We start from the raw sequence: 13,642 nt of genomic DNA on the forward strand, positions 1-13,642 counted from the left end.
CTGGTCCTACGACCTGTAGAGAGGGACGGCATGGCGCTTCGATCGAACCCAACTCTCCGCCAGCGGAGGCTGGGTGCCGAACTGCGCAGGATGCGGGAGCAAGCCGGTCTCGGCGGCAGTCAGCTCGCCAGAGAGCTGGGCATCAATCCGGCGCATGTGACGCAGATGGAGAGCGGGAAGACGGGCATCAGTGTCGAACGTCTGCGGACGATCGCGGCGTTGTGCATGTGTGTCAACCGGCCTCTGATCGAGTCGTTGGTGGACATCATCACGGAACGTGAGAAGGGCGGCTGGTGGGAGGAGTACCGCGGCGCCCTGTCCGAGGACTTCCGCGAGGTCGCGGAGCTCGAAGGCCATGCTCGAAGCCTCTCGACATACTCGATTACGTTCATCCCCGGGCTGCTTCAGACCCGCAGCTATGCCGCGGCCATTTTCTCTCAGTCGTATGCGCCGCTGCCTCAGCATGAAGTCGATCTCAGGACGGCCTTCCGCCTGCGGAGGCGGAGTGCCATCAGGGATCGGGAGACGCCATACACCGCGTTCATCCACGAGGCTGCGCTTCGCATGCAGTTCAGTGGCCCGGCGGTACGTGCGGAGCAGCTATCAGCCCTCATCGAAGAATCGGAGACTCCGAACATCTCGGTCCGCGTCCTCCCGTTCAACGTTGACTCCCTGCCGAGTCCCATCGGGAACTTCACCTATGCCGAGGGTCCGATTCCTGACCTGAACACCGTGCAGACGGATACTGGATTCGGCAGTCAGCTCATCGATGCGCCGGCCCAAGTCGCGAGGTTCCAAGCCATCTTCGCGCAGATGGACTCGTCGGCCCTCCCGCCGGATGAGAGCCGTGAGTTTATTCGATGTGTCAATGAGGAAATGGAAGACAAGCATGTCTAACTTCACATGGCAAAAGTCAAGTTACTCTGCCGCAAATGACGACTGTGTCGAGGTCCGTTCCATCGATGGGGTGATCGAGGTCCGTGAGTCCGACGAGGAGGACGTCATCCTCTCCACCAGTCGCCCCGCGTTCGCTGCCTTCCTCCGGGGCGCGAAGAACGGCGAGTTCGACGCCTGAGCGAATCGTTCCGGTGGCCTCCTGCTCCCCGCAGGAGGCCGCCGGTGATCGACCGTGGCTGTCAGCCGAAGGGCAGCACTTGGGTGCTGCCACCGGCCAGGACGCGCGCGTATGCGTTCTCGCCGTCAAGCGAGCGGTAGTTGAGCACCGGATCACCGGCCCGGACGAGGGCCGTCGCGCAGCCGAGGCACCAGGGCTGTGGTGGCTGGGTGTCGAGGTCCTCGATCACCGCAGGAGCGGAGCACTGCACGCAGTCCGCCATCGGGCCCTCCTCGGGCTCAGGCCCAGGTGGCGCCGCACGTCGTGCAGCCCCATCGGCCTTCCAGGGTCTGGTAGGTGGCGCCCGATCCGCAGACCGGGCAGGCGCGGGCGCTCGGCTCGTCGCTCCGCGACAGCAGGGTACTGGGCGTCGGAGCGGTGGTGGGTTCGATCTCGGTGACGGGCTCGTCGAGCAGGCTGCTGCTCATGACGTCTCCCGTCGGGGCGGAGTGGCAGAGGTGCCCCGGCTGGGCGAGTTCCGATCCGGGCGTCGCGAGGGGCTCTCGCACGGGGTGTGCGTGCCCCGCACACCCCGTGCACGCCCTGCCCGGGCACGTCTGACGTCACCCGAACGGCAGGATGTCGTCCAGGTCTGATGGATTGCCTGGCTGGCGACGGCAGTTCGAGGTGCTACTGGACGGCGCGGAGCGCGTGATCTGACGGAGGGGCCCGGGATGGCGATCGAGGCGGAGCTGAAGGCGGTCGTGCGGGACCCGGAGGGCGTCCTCCAACTGTTGGAGCACTGGTACGGCGCGGGCCGCGCGGAGGTCTACCGCGACACCTACTACGACGCGCCGGACGGCAGTCTGATGGGCGGTGACCGCGAACTCCGGATCCGTACCGTCCACGGCCCCGACGACACCCGCACCGTGCTCACCTACAAGGGTGCCCGGGTGGACACGGCGTCCGGATCGAAGCCGGAGGCGGAGACCCGCGTCGACGACGCGGAGGCCGCGCACGAGATCGTGCGCGGCCTCGGATTCGCCCCGCGCATCCAGTTCGAGAAGCGTTGCCGCAACTACGACTTCGGCCGCGACGGGCGGCGGCTCCTCGCCACTCTCGTCCGGGTGCCCGAACTGGACGCCACGTTCATCGAGGTCGAGACCGAGGCGCACGGGCAGGACGATCTCGGGCCGGCGCTCGTGGTGGTCCGGGCCGTCCTGACGAGCCTGGGGATCGGCGAGGACGATCTCACGACCGAGTTGTACACCGATGCCGTGGCGGCCGCGCGGCCGTGAGTTCAGCCGCCTACGCCTACGCCTGGGCCTTGGCGCGGTAGGCGCGCTTCTTCACCAGGGCGCCGCAGGTCTTCATCGAGCACCAGCGGCGGGCGCCCGCGCGCGAGGTGTCCACGAACAGGGCGCCGCAGGTGGGGTTGCCGCAGGTGTGGACGCGGGTGCGGTGCTCCGATGCGCACAGGGCGATCAGGTCGCGGGCGACCATCGACAGCACGGCCGCCACGCTCCCGCCGGTCCAGCGCACCGTCGCCGCGTCGGTGGACAGTTCGGGTACCGAAGTGGGCTCCGTCGCAGTGGCGTTGACAATGGCGATGTCCTCGGGGGCCGGGGCCCGTGACTCCGCCAGGGCCCGGCCGATGCGCTGGATCGCCTCGCGGAGTCGGACGGCCCGAACCAGATCCGCCCCGGTGCAGGCGGGCGCCGCCGCCGCGCATCCGCTCTCGACGCACCACCGGCCCAGGTCCTCCGGCCGTGCCAGCCGTTCGAACGGCTCCGCCGTCCCCCGGTCCGCCAGGGTCCCCGCGAAGGCGAAGCACAGCCTGGCGTCGTCGAACCGGAAGTCGGCCTTCGCGCGCTGGCGTCCTTCCCTCTCCTGCCCGTCCTCCTCGCCCATGTCCACCACTCTATGCGGTTGACATCGATCCGGGCCACTGACTAGCGTCCGAGTCCACCCCTTGAACCAGTGGACATCAGCGCCCGAGGAGGCCGCGCGATGCGCGCAGCAGTGATCGAAGAGCTCGGCAAGCCCCTCACCGTCCGTGACGTCCCCGACCCCGTCTGCCCGCCCGACGGCGCGATCCTCCGGGTCGGCGCCAACGGCATCTGCCGCACCGACTGGGCGCTCTGGGCCGGCCAGTTCTGGACCGGCGGCCCCTCCCTCACACCCCCGTTCGTCCTCGGCCACGAGTTCGCCGGCACCCTGGTCGACGTCGGCCGGGACGTCCGCGACTGGCGCGAAGGCGACCGGGTGCTCTTCCCGATGAACCCCGGCTGCGGCAGCTGCGCGATGTGCCGCGACGGCCACCAGCAGGTCTGCGACAACGTCGACACCCTCGTCCCCGGCGTCTCCTACTGGGGCGCCTTCGCCGAGTACGTCATGGTCCGCCACGCCGACGTGAACCTCGTCCGCGTCCCGGACCCGCTCGGCTTCACCGAGGTCGCCGCCCTCTCCTGCCGCTACATGACCGCCTTCCACGGCGTCGTCGACCAGGCCCGGGTGCGCGGCGGCGAGTGGGTCGCCGTGCACGGCGCGGGCGGTGGCATGGGCCTCGCCACCGTGGAGATCGCCGCGGCCACCGGCGCCAACGTGATCGCGATCGACCTCACCGAGGAGAAGCTGGCGGCCGCCCGCGCCCTGGGCGCCGTCCACACCGTCAACGCGACGGAGAGCGACCCCGTCGAGGCCGTGCAGACCCTCACCCACGGCGGCGCCCACGTCTCCGTCGACGCCGTGGGCATCGCCGAGGCCTGCCGGAACTCCGTGCGCTCCCTGCGCACCCGCGGCCGCCACCTCCAACTCGGCCACACCACCGGCGCGGAGCAGGGCGACGTCCCTCTCCCCGTCGACGTCATGCTGGTCAAGGAGCTGGAGTTCCGGAGCGCCTTCGGCATGCAGGCCCAGCGCTTCGGCACCATGCTCGCCATGATCGAGTCCGGTCGCCTCCACCCCGGCCGGATCGTCTCCCGCACCGTCGGCCTGGGCGGGGCGGGCACCGTCCTGGCGGAGCTGGCCGCGTACGGCCCGACCGGCGTGGTGGTGATCGACGACTTCCGCTCCTGAGCCGACCGAAACCCGTTCGACGGCTGATCCGACCGCTCCTGAGCCGACCGGAACCCGTTCGATTGCTGAGCCGACCGAAACCCGCTCGACGCGGTTCCCCGCCGGACGGGATCCTGCGGGCATGGAGTTCTTCTTCCACCACCGTGACCGGCCCGACTCCGGAACGCTCCGCTGGGAGCTGCGCGAGGAGCACTGGTCCTACATGGACCGGTACGCGGCGGAGATGACCGCCCGTGGCCCGACCCTCTCCGAGGACGGCAGCACGCTCACCGGCAGCGTGCACATCGTCGACCTGCCGGACCCGGCCACCGCCCGGGCGTTCGCCTTCGACGAGCCCGGCTACCAGGCCGGCGCCTACCGCGACGTGCTGGTCAGGCGCTGGCGCAACCTGCTGGGCCGCACGATGTGGGAGTTCCCCGGCGGCCGGACCGGCGGCAACCGCTACCTGGTGCTCGGCCTCGGCGCGGGGCCGGCCGCCGACCTCGCGGTGCCGCCGGACCGGGCGGAGGACCTGATCGCCTACGGGCCGCTGCTGTCCGACGACGGCACCGCCTGGCTGGGCACGGCGGCGCTGGTCCGGGCGGCCGGCCCGGAGGCGGCGCGGGCCGTGCTGACCCGGGACCGGTACGCCGTCGTCGAGGTGCACCCCTGGCAGTTCGGGGGCCGACCGTCCTGAGCCCCCGGGGCCGTCCCGGCCAGGTGCAATCGGCGGTAAATCGGGTGCAGCACGGGTAATTTGACGGCGAAGCGCTTTGGCTCGATCCGTTTCTGTGTTTCGCTGGCCGCTCCATGCCTGTCGAACACGGACCGAACGGTCCCGGAGCCGGGGGACGCACCATGGCCGAGCACGTCGAGCAGCAGCCGGACGCCGGGGAGCCGCCGTCGGGCGGTCGGGCCGCCGCCCGCAAGGCCACCGGGGGTGCCGGGGGCGCCGGGGGACCCAAGGGCTCCCCGCTGCTGATCGCGGGCCGGGTGGCGGCCTGCACGGTCGGCTTCGCGGTGTTCGCGGCCAGCGGGGTGGTCTGGTACGAGTACACCTCGCTGACCGACGGGATGACCACCTCCAGCGCCATCGAGCAGACCAGCAAGGACGCCCCCAAGCACCTGGACAACTCGGTCAACCTGCTGCTGATCGGCCTGGACAGCCGGAAGAACATGGACGGTTCGGACGTCGACCCGGCGATCGTCCAGAACGACCTGCACGCCGGCGCCGACTCCAGCATCGGCGGCTACAACACCAACTCGCTGATCCTGCTGCACATACCGGCCAACGGCGGCAAGGTGCAGGGCGTCTCGATCCCCCGCGACGACTACGTCATGACGTACGGCGCGGACGGCAGGGAGGCGGGCATGGCCAAGATCAAGGAGGCCTACGGCAACGCCAAGGAAGCGTTCAACGGCAGCGCCAAGGCCAAGGGGCTCAAGGGGGCCGACCTGGAGAAGGCCGGCCGGGACGCGGGCCGGGCGGCGACCATCCGGACCGTGCAGAAGTTCGTCGACCAGCCGGTGGACCACATCGCCGAGGTCAACCTGATGGGCTTCTACGACATCGCCAAGGTGCTCCAGCCGATCGAGGTCTGCCTCACCCACCCGGTGAACGACCCGATCATCGCCAGGACCCCCGGCCACGAGGGCGGCGGCACCGGCCTCAAGCTCCCGGCCGGCCGCAGCAAGCTGGACGCCGCCACGGCGCTCTCCTTCGTCCGCCAGCGCCACAACCTCGACGACGGCCACGGGAACTCGGACGACTTCGCCCGTACGCACCGTCAGCAGGCCTTCATCTCCTCGGTGATGCACAACCTCAAGAGCCAGGGCGTGGTCGGCGACCTCGGGGCGATGCAGAAGCTGTTCGGGGTGGTCCAGCAGGACCTGGTGATCGACAACCAGTGGAACGTCCTGGACTTCGCCGAGCAGGCCCCGGCGCTCACCGGCGGGAACGTGGAGTTCAACACCCTGACCTTCGACCGGGAGGACAAGAGGAACGGGCAGGCCGTGAACATCGTCACCCCGTCCAAGATTCAGAAGGTGGTCAAGCAGGTCTTCGGCTACGCCGACGCGGCCGCCCCCGCACCCGCCCCGAGCGACCCGCCGGCGGGCGGGGCGACCCCGGCGACCCCGGCCGCCACGACGACGTCCCCGGCCCCCGCCCAGGCCGCCGCCCCGGCCACCGTGGACGTGTACAACGCCTCCTCCGCCGCCGGGGTGTCCTCCGCCAACGAGGCCAAGGTCCTGGTCGGGCTGGGCTTCAAGCAGGGGGTGACCGGCCCGGCGCACACCCGGCCGAAGACCACCACGGTCGGCTACGGCAAGGGCGCCAAGGAGGCCGCCGACCAGATCGCGGCCCGCTACGGCGTCACCGCCGCCGAGTCCGCCTCGGCCGGGGCCGGCCACGTCGTGGTCACCCTCGGCACCTCCTTCGACGGCGTCGCCTCCGACCGGCCCGCCGCCCCGAGCGCGGCGCCGAGCGACCCGACCGCCAACCTGCCGATGCAGGGCCCCAAGGTCGAGGCCCAGTCCGACGGCGGCATCCCCTGCGTGTTCTGACCCGCCCGGCGCCGGCCGGCCCGGTCCGGCCGGGGACGGGGGCGGTCCGTCCCGGGACGGACCGCCCGGATCGGGCGTTATCGGACGGTCTGTAGCGGGATCATCCCGTCGCCCCCGGGTCATTGGTGTACCGAAGGTCAGTGTTCTTATCTGATCTCAATATGATCGGAAACCGCGATCGTCGGTCTGTACCGACCTTCGTACGTACAACCCGGGGACGGTTCGGCCCGTCTCCCCGTGTGCGGTGCGCCAGATCGTCCGGGGCGTCGCTTCCGTCGGTGAAAGGTACGCGCATGGCAGGTCGCAGGGGCGAGAGCCCGGCTCGGGACGAGGGCGCGCCCGAGGCGCTCCCGACGCAGGACGCGGCGGGCGGCGTGCCCGCCCCGCGCTCCGGCGGCCGGGCCGAGGCCCGCCGCGCCGCCCAGGGCAAGGGCGGCGGTGGCAGGGACGGGGGCGGCAGGGACGGGGGCGGCGGATCCCGGCCGGACGGCGCCGGCGGCGGACGGGCGGCGGCGCGGCGCAGTGCCAAGCCCAAGAAGAACGTGAAGAAGATCGTCGCCTGGTCGGCGGCCGGGGTGCTGGTGCTGATCGCGGGCACCGGCGGGGCGATCTACTACAAGCTGAACGCCAACATCAAGTCCTTCGACGCCGACGCGATAGCCACCGACCGCCCGCCCGAGGCCAAGGCCGACGCGGACGGCAACAAGCCGGTGAACGTCCTGCTGATCGGCTCCGACAGCCGGGGCGGCAACAACTCCGACCTCGGCGGCGGCGAGGACGGCGGCGCCCGCTCGGACACCACGATCCTGCTGCACGTCTACGCCGACCACAAGCACGCCGTCGGCATCTCGATCCCGCGCAACGCGATCGTCCAGATACCGTCCTGCAAGCTGCCGAACGGCAAGTGGACCAAGGGCGGCAACGACCTGTTCAACGCCGCCTTCTCGGTCGGCGGCAGCGACGGCGGCAACCCGGCCTGCACCCAGAACACGATCGAGAAGCTCACCGGCATCCGGGTCGACCACACCATGGTGGTCGACTTCAACGGCTTCTCCGCGATGACCAAGGCCGTGGACGGCGTGGACATCTGCCTGCCGAAGCCGATCTACGAGGGCGACATCAACCCCAATCTGCACAAGAAGGGCAACCTCGTCCTCCCGCAGGGCAAGCAGACCGTCCAGGGCCAGCAGGCGCTCGACTACGTGCGGCTGCGGCACGGCATCGGCGACGGCTCCGACATCGGCCGGATGAAGCGCCAGCAGGCCTTCATGAGCTCGCTCGCCACCAAGATGAAGAAGGACGGGCTGAGCCCCACCAACCTGCTGCCGATGGCCGACGCGGCGACCAAGTCGCTGACCGTCGACCCGGGGCTGGACTCGGCCCAGAAGCTGGTCTCCTTCGGCCTGTCGCTCAAGAACATCGACATGCACGACCTCAAGTTCGTGACGGCGCCCTGGCGCTACCGCACCCAGGACGCCAACATCGACCTGGTCCAGCCGGACGCCAACAAGCTCTGGGAGACCCTCAAGGCCGACCAGACCATCGACGGCCAGAACGCCACCGGCCAGCAGCCGGACGCCGCCGCGAGCACCGGCGCGACCCCCGCCCCGACGGCGGCCGGGCCCAGCACGCCCGCCGCCCCGGCCGGGGACGCCGCCAACGCGGCGGTCAAGGTCTCGGTGTACAACGGCACGCTGGTCAACGGCCTGGCCGGCAAGGCCACCGAGCAGCTGAAGGGCGCCAAGTACACGGCGAGCACGGCCGGCCAGGCGGCCGGCACCAAGTACAAGACCACCACGATCGAGTACGGCACCGGGCAGAAGGCGAACGCCGAGAAGCTCGCCGCGCTGTTCCCGGGCGCCAGCCTCGAAACCGGCACCGGCAAGGGCATCAACGTGATCGTCGGCCAGGACTTCGCCGCGGCCAACGGCATGGGCGCCGGTGCGCCGAGCACCGCCGGCCCCTCGGCGCCGCCGCAGCCGCTGCCCACCACCGTCACCAACGAGGCCCGCTCCGCGGACGACGACATCTGCGCCAACACCACCTACGGCAGCGGCGGCTGACCGCATCCGCCGTCGACCGCACCCGCCGTCGACCGCACGACCCCGGGGCGCGCCCGCCCCGGGGTCGTGCCATCGTGGGCCGGGGAGGGACCGGTCACCGAGAGGCGGACCCCATGCCCGAGATCGCCCTGCAGTTCGACATCGCCGCGCCCCGCGACGCCGTCCTCGCCGCGCTCGACACCCACGACGGGCTGACCGCGTGGTGGACCACGGCCGTGGACCGCGAGGGCGACGTGCTGCTCTTCGACTTCCCCGGCGTCCCCGAGCCGTTCCGGCTGCGCCGCGAGCGGGCCGACCGGGACCGGGTGCTCTGGGCCAACGCGGGGGCCTTCCCGCCGCACTGGGCCGGCACCTGGATCAGCTGGGACCTCGAGGACCAGCCCGGCGCGTCCGACCGCACCCGGCTGCTGTTCCGGCACGGCGGCTGGCAGCCCGGCAGCGAGGCGGGCGTCCCGATGGTCGCCGGGACCTGGGCCGAACTGCTGGTCCGGCTCAAGGACTACGCGCAGAGCGGCACGGCGCAACCGTACTTCGTCACCACCCTGCGCCACGACGAGCAGTGACCGCCGCCCTCCCGGGATGCGACCGGCCCTCCCGGCACGCCGCCCCGGAGAGGCCCGGCGCCGCCCGTGCGTGCCCCCGTGCGCGCCCTCGCCCGCCAGGGCGCCGTCCGGTGGCGGGAACGCGGTGGTGGGCCGAAGGTGGGCGGTGTACCTCCGTCGTACCGCCGTCCGCGCGGACGGCCGTACCGGTCGGGCCGGGCCCCGCCCGCCCGACGACCACAGCCGGCCAGCAGCGCCTCCGGGAGGCCAGCAATGCCCCTAGTGACCGATCCGTACCAGCCCGGCACCCCGTGCTGGATCGACCTGATGGCGAGCGACCAGCAGGCCGCGCTCGACTTCTACCGCGACCTGTTCGGCTGGCAGGGCGAGGTCGGCCCGGCCGAGTTCGGCGGTTACGCCGTGTGCACCCTCAACGGCCGTCCGGTCGCCGGGATCATGGCGCAGTCGGCGCCCGAGGGCCAACCGCTGCCGCCCGTCGCCTGGACCACCTACCTGGCCTCGGACGACGCCGACGCCGCCGGGGCGGCCATCGCCGAGGCCGGCGGCACCGTCTTCTTCCCGCCGATGGACGTGGGCACGATCGGCCGGATGCTGGTCGCCACCGATCCGACCGGCGCGGTCTTCGGCGTCTGGCAGGCGATGGACTTCATCGGTGCGGGTGTGGTCAACGAGCCCGGCGCGCTGGTCTGGAACGAGCTCAACACCGCCGACACCGGGGCCGCCGGGCGCTTCTACCAGCCGGCCCTCGGGCTGCGCCCGGCCACCATCCAGGGCATGGACGGCTACTTCTCGCTGAACGTCGGCGACCGCACGGTGGGCGGCATGCAGGGGATCCCCGGCTACCTGGCGCCCGGCACCCCCTCGCACTGGATGGCGTACTTCCTGGTGGACGACGCCGACTCGGTGGTGGACGCCCTGGTCAAGGCGGGCGGCTCGGTGATCCAGCCGCCGTTCGACATGCAGGCCGGCCGGATGGCCGTGGTCAACGACCCGCAGGGCGCGGTCTTCGCGGTGGTCCAGTCGCCCGAGGCGCAGTTGCCCGACTCTCCCTGAGCCCGCCCGCCGTCCCGCGCGGCGGGGACCGGAAGCCGCCCTTCCCGCGACGCGCCGCCGGGAATGGGCGGCATCCCCGGCGTTCCCGGGGCAGACTGCACCCATGCTGGGGCTACCGGACGACATCCGCGCTTTCCTCTTCGACCTCGACGGGGTGCTCACCCAGACCGCAACCGTGCACGCCGCGGCCTGGAAGGACACCTTCGACGCCTTCCTGCGCGCCGAAGCGGCCCGCACCGGTGGGCAGTTCACCCCGTTCGACGCCGTCGCCGACTACGACACGTACGTGGACGGCCGTCCGCGCCTGGACGGCACCCGCGCGTTCCTGCACAGCCGGGGCATCGACCTCCCCGAGGGCACCGAGGACGACCCGCCGAACTCGCGCACCGTGCAGGGCATCAGCCGGGCCAAGAACGACACCGTGCTGCGGCTGATCCGCGAGCAGGGCGTCGCGCCGTACCAGGGCTCGGTCGCCTACGTGCACCGGCTGCGGGCGCTCGGACTGCCCCGCGCGGTGGTCTCCTCCAGCGCCAACTGCCGTGACGTGCTGCGCTCGGCGGGCATCCTGGACCTCTTCGACGTGATCGTGGACGGCGTGGTCGCCAAGGAGCGGGAACTGCCCGGCAAGCCCGCCCCGGACACCTACCTGTACGCCGCCCGCGCGCTCGGCGTCGAACCCGCGCACGCCGCCGTCTTCGAGGACGCGCTCGCCGGGGTCGCCTCCGGCCGGGCCGGCGGCTTCGGCGCCGTGGTCGGGGTCAACCGCACCGGGCAGGCCGCCGAACTGCGCCGCGACGGCGCCACCGTGGTCGTCGACGACCTCGCCGAGCTGCTGGGGGATGACACCGCATGAGTCCCGCCGACAACTTCACCATCGACCCCTGGCAGATCACCGAGCACGGCGTCGACCCGGCCTCGCTGGCCCGCGCCGAGTCCGTCCTGGCGCTCTCCAACGGCCACATCGGCCTGCGCGCCAACCTGGACGAGGGCGAGCCGCACGGCCTGCCCGGCACCTACCTCAACGGTGTCTTCGAACTGCGCCCGCTGCCCTACGGCGAGGGCGGCTACGGCTACCCGGAGTCCAGCCAGAGCGTCATCAACGTCACCAACGGCAAGATCATCCGACTGCTGGTGGACGACGAGCCCTTCGATCTTCGCTACGGCGAACTCGTCGGCCACACGCGGTGGTTGGACTTCCGCGAGGGCGTGCTGCACCGCGACTGCGAATGGACCTCGCCGGCCGGCCGGACCATCCGGGTGCGCTCCTCGCGGCTGGTCTCGCTCACCCAGCGGGCCATCGCCGCCGTCGAGTACAGCGTCGAGGCGGTGGACGGGCCGGTGCGGATCGTGCTCCAGTCCGAACTGGTGGCCAACGAGCAGCTGCCCGGCGGCCCCGAGGGCGACCCGCGCGCCGCCGCCGTCCTGGAGGCACCGCTGCAGCCCGAGGGGCACCACGCCACCGGCACCAAGGCCGTCCTGGTGCACCGCACCCGGTTCAGCGGCATCCGGGTCGCCGCCGGGATGGACCACGTCATCGAGGGGCCCGCGCGGCTGGACACCGTCGCCGAGGCCGAGCCCGACCACTGCCGGATCAGCGTCACCACCGTGCTCGAACCCGGACAGCGGCTGCGGCTGGTCAAGTTCATGTCCTACGGCTGGTCCGGCACCCGCTCGCTGCCCGCCGTCCGGGACCAGGTCGAGGCCGCGCTGAACGCCGCCCGGTACACCGGCTGGGACGGCCTGGTCGCCGAACAGGCCGACTTCCTCAAGGAGTTCTGGGAGACCAGCGACATCGAGATCGAGGGCGACGTCGAACTCCAGCAGGCCGTCCGGTTCGCCGTCTTCCACGTCCTCCAGGCCGGCGCCCGCAGCGAGGAACGCGCCATCCCCGCCAAGGGGTTGACCGGCCCCGGCTACGACGGCCACAGCTTCTGGGACACCGAGACCTTCGTCCTGCCCGTCCTCACCTACTGCCTGCCCAGCGCCGTCAACCAGGCCCTGCGCTGGCGGCACACCACCCTCCCGCTGGCCCGCGAACGCGCGGCCCAACTCGGCCTGGCCGGAGCGGTGTTCCCCTGGCGCACGATCCGCGGCGAGGAGTGCTCCGGGTACTGGCCGGCCGGCACCGCGGCCTTCCACATCGGCGCCGACATCGCCACCGCCGTCGCCCGCTACGTCCGGGCCACCGGCGACGAGGAGTTCGAGCGCGCGTACGGCCTCGAACTGCTGGTGGAGACCGCCCGGATGTGGCGCTCGCTCGGCCACCACGACGCCGCCGGGAAGTTCCGGATCGAGGGCGTCACCGGGCCCGACGAGTACAGCGCCGTCGCCGACAACAACGTCTACACCAACCTGATGGCCCAGACGAACCTGCGCGCCGCCGCCGAGGCCGCCGTCCGCCACCCGCGCGAGGCCGACGAACTCGGCGTCGACACCGAGGAGACCGCCGCCTGGCGGGACGCCGCCGCCGCGATGTACATCCCGTACGACGAGGACCTCGGCGTCCACCCGCAGGCCGACGGCTTCACCCACCACCAGGTCTGGGACTTCGAGTCCACCCCGCCGGAGAACTACCCGCTGCTGCTGCACTACCCGTACTTCGACCTGTACCGCAAGCAGGTCGTGAAGCAGGCCGACCTGGTGCTCGCCATGCAGGTCCGCGGCGACGCCTTCACCGACGAGCAGAAGGCCCGCAACTTCGCCTACTACGAGCGGCTGACCGTCCGCGACTCCTCGCTCTCCGCCTGCACCCAGGCCGTGATCGCCGCCGAGGTCGGCCAACTCGACCTCGCCTACGACTACACGGCCGAGGCCGCCCTGATGGACCTCCACGACCTCGGCGGCAACACCCGCGACGGCCTGCACATGGCCTCGCTCGCCGGGGCCTGCATCGCCCTGGTGGCCGGCTTCGGCGGACTGCGCGACCACAGCGAGACGCTCGACTTCCGGCCCCGGCTCCCGCCGGGCCTGATGCGGCTGAGCTTCTCGCTGCTGGTCCGCGGGCAGCTCCTCGGCGTCCGGATCGGCCACGAGGGCACCACCTACACGCTGCGCCGCGGCGAGGTGATCCACCTGCGGCACGACGGCGAGACGGTCCAGGTGAAGGCCGGCTCCCCGGTGACCCTGCCGACGGCCGTCCCGCCCGCGCAGGAACGCTGCGCCCAGCCCCCGGGCCGGGAGCCCGCCCGCCGTCAGCCCCAGGCCGGCCTGGTCGCGGGCAAGCTCGGCCAGCAGGACCACCTCGCGGCCGAGTAGCCGCACCCCGCGCGGGGCCGCCCGGCCCCGCG

Annotated in this window: 14 protein-coding genes; 11 read left to right on the plus strand and 3 right to left on the minus strand. The window is 71.9% G+C overall.

The window, feature by feature from the left end; genetic code table 11:
• Window positions 1–30: 30 nt before the first annotated feature.
• Both AB0O91_RS24400 and AB0O91_RS24405 read left to right on the plus strand, forming a co-directional pair.
• The gene (locus AB0O91_RS24400) at window positions 31–897 is read left to right on the plus strand and encodes a helix-turn-helix transcriptional regulator (protein WP_363436657.1); all 867 of its coding nucleotides are present in this window, start codon (window positions 31–33) and stop codon (window positions 895–897) included.
• Window positions 890–1,075: a DUF397 domain-containing protein gene (locus AB0O91_RS24405; RefSeq protein ID WP_363436660.1), complete on the plus strand. Its 186-nt coding sequence runs from the start codon at window positions 890–892 to the stop codon at window positions 1,073–1,075. Before AB0O91_RS24400 ends, AB0O91_RS24405 begins: the two co-directional genes overlap by 8 nt.
• Before the next feature lie 61 nt (window positions 1,076–1,136).
• Here AB0O91_RS24405 and AB0O91_RS24410 read toward each other — a convergent pair whose 3' ends face one another.
• Window positions 1,137–1,337 carry a hypothetical protein gene (locus AB0O91_RS24410; protein WP_363436662.1) on the minus strand — a complete coding sequence of 67 codons (201 nt, stop codon included), beginning with the start codon at window positions 1,335–1,337 and terminating at the stop codon, window positions 1,137–1,139.
• Between the two features lie 16 nt (window positions 1,338–1,353).
• On the minus strand, window positions 1,354–1,542 hold the full coding sequence (locus AB0O91_RS24415; RefSeq protein ID WP_363436664.1) for a hypothetical protein: 189 nt from the start codon (window positions 1,540–1,542) through the stop codon (window positions 1,354–1,356).
• Window positions 1,543–1,788: 246 nt separating this feature from the next.
• On the opposite strand from AB0O91_RS24415, the gene cyaB reads away from it, so the two are divergent.
• A complete protein-coding gene (gene cyaB, locus AB0O91_RS24420; RefSeq protein ID WP_363436667.1) occupies window positions 1,789–2,352 on the plus strand; it encodes a class IV adenylate cyclase in 564 nt (187 codons plus the stop codon).
• Window positions 2,353–2,368: 16 nt separating this feature from the next.
• Here cyaB and AB0O91_RS24425 read toward each other — a convergent pair whose 3' ends face one another.
• On the minus strand, window positions 2,369–2,965 hold the full coding sequence (locus AB0O91_RS24425) for a CGNR zinc finger domain-containing protein (protein WP_363436669.1): 597 nt from the start codon (window positions 2,963–2,965) through the stop codon (window positions 2,369–2,371).
• A 99-nt stretch (window positions 2,966–3,064) separates the two neighbouring features.
• Between AB0O91_RS24425 and AB0O91_RS24430 the strand changes: the two genes are divergently transcribed.
• From AB0O91_RS24430 to AB0O91_RS24465, 8 genes are all read left to right on the plus strand, one after another.
• Complete coding sequence (locus tag AB0O91_RS24430; protein WP_363436671.1) at window positions 3,065–4,132, plus strand: alcohol dehydrogenase catalytic domain-containing protein; 1,068 nt, start codon at window positions 3,065–3,067, stop codon at window positions 4,130–4,132.
• 121 nt (window positions 4,133–4,253) lie between these two features.
• Window positions 4,254–4,808, plus strand: a complete 555-nt coding sequence (locus tag AB0O91_RS24435; RefSeq protein WP_363436674.1) for a YciI family protein — start codon at window positions 4,254–4,256, stop codon at window positions 4,806–4,808.
• Window positions 4,809–4,969: 161 nt separating this feature from the next.
• Entirely contained in the window at window positions 4,970–6,676 is a 1,707-nt protein-coding gene (locus AB0O91_RS24440; protein WP_363436677.1) for an LCP family protein, read from the plus strand.
• A 293-nt stretch (window positions 6,677–6,969) separates the two neighbouring features.
• A complete protein-coding gene (locus AB0O91_RS24445; RefSeq protein ID WP_363436680.1) occupies window positions 6,970–8,739 on the plus strand; it encodes an LCP family protein in 1,770 nt (589 codons plus the stop codon).
• A 113-nt stretch (window positions 8,740–8,852) separates the two neighbouring features.
• Window positions 8,853–9,302, plus strand: a complete 450-nt coding sequence (locus tag AB0O91_RS24450) for an SRPBCC domain-containing protein (RefSeq protein WP_363436683.1) — start codon at window positions 8,853–8,855, stop codon at window positions 9,300–9,302.
• Between the two features lie 252 nt (window positions 9,303–9,554).
• Window positions 9,555–10,355 carry a VOC family protein gene (locus AB0O91_RS24455; RefSeq protein WP_363436686.1) on the plus strand — a complete coding sequence of 267 codons (801 nt, stop codon included), beginning with the start codon at window positions 9,555–9,557 and terminating at the stop codon, window positions 10,353–10,355.
• A 103-nt stretch (window positions 10,356–10,458) separates the two neighbouring features.
• Entirely contained in the window at window positions 10,459–11,208 is a 750-nt protein-coding gene (locus AB0O91_RS24460) for a beta-phosphoglucomutase family hydrolase (protein WP_363436688.1), read from the plus strand.
• The gene (locus AB0O91_RS24465) at window positions 11,205–13,610 is read left to right on the plus strand and encodes a glycosyl hydrolase family 65 protein (RefSeq protein ID WP_363436691.1); all 2,406 of its coding nucleotides are present in this window, start codon (window positions 11,205–11,207) and stop codon (window positions 13,608–13,610) included. The genes AB0O91_RS24460 and AB0O91_RS24465 overlap by 4 nt, the downstream gene beginning before the upstream one ends.
• Window positions 13,611–13,642: the final 32 nt, after the last annotated feature.

The sequence above is a fragment of the Kitasatospora sp. NPDC089797 genome (genome assembly GCF_040684795.1).
Classification (GTDB): Bacteria; Actinomycetota; Actinomycetes; order Streptomycetales; family Streptomycetaceae; genus Kitasatospora.

Bases quoted from the DNA above. Each gene is read 5' to 3' on its own strand.
- AB0O91_RS24400 (WP_363436657.1), top strand. From the start codon at position 31: ATGGCGCTTCGATCGAACCCAACTCTCCGCCAGCGGAGGCTGGGTGCC.
- AB0O91_RS24405 (WP_363436660.1), top strand. From the start codon at position 890: ATGTCTAACTTCACATGGCAAAAGTCAAGTTACTCTGCCGCAAATGAC.
- AB0O91_RS24410 (WP_363436662.1), bottom strand. From the start codon at position 1,337: ATGGCGGACTGCGTGCAGTGCTCCGCTCCTGCGGTGATCGAGGACCTC.
- AB0O91_RS24415 (WP_363436664.1), bottom strand. From the start codon at position 1,542: ATGAGCAGCAGCCTGCTCGACGAGCCCGTCACCGAGATCGAACCCACC.
- cyaB (WP_363436667.1), top strand. From the start codon at position 1,789: ATGGCGATCGAGGCGGAGCTGAAGGCGGTCGTGCGGGACCCGGAGGGC.
- AB0O91_RS24425 (WP_363436669.1), bottom strand. From the start codon at position 2,965: ATGGGCGAGGAGGACGGGCAGGAGAGGGAAGGACGCCAGCGCGCGAAG.
- AB0O91_RS24430 (WP_363436671.1), top strand. From the start codon at position 3,065: ATGCGCGCAGCAGTGATCGAAGAGCTCGGCAAGCCCCTCACCGTCCGT.
- AB0O91_RS24435 (WP_363436674.1), top strand. From the start codon at position 4,254: ATGGAGTTCTTCTTCCACCACCGTGACCGGCCCGACTCCGGAACGCTC.
- AB0O91_RS24440 (WP_363436677.1), top strand. From the start codon at position 4,970: ATGGCCGAGCACGTCGAGCAGCAGCCGGACGCCGGGGAGCCGCCGTCG.
- AB0O91_RS24445 (WP_363436680.1), top strand. From the start codon at position 6,970: ATGGCAGGTCGCAGGGGCGAGAGCCCGGCTCGGGACGAGGGCGCGCCC.
- AB0O91_RS24450 (WP_363436683.1), top strand. From the start codon at position 8,853: ATGCCCGAGATCGCCCTGCAGTTCGACATCGCCGCGCCCCGCGACGCC.
- AB0O91_RS24455 (WP_363436686.1), top strand. From the start codon at position 9,555: ATGCCCCTAGTGACCGATCCGTACCAGCCCGGCACCCCGTGCTGGATC.
- AB0O91_RS24460 (WP_363436688.1), top strand. From the start codon at position 10,459: ATGCTGGGGCTACCGGACGACATCCGCGCTTTCCTCTTCGACCTCGAC.
- AB0O91_RS24465 (WP_363436691.1), top strand. From the start codon at position 11,205: ATGAGTCCCGCCGACAACTTCACCATCGACCCCTGGCAGATCACCGAG.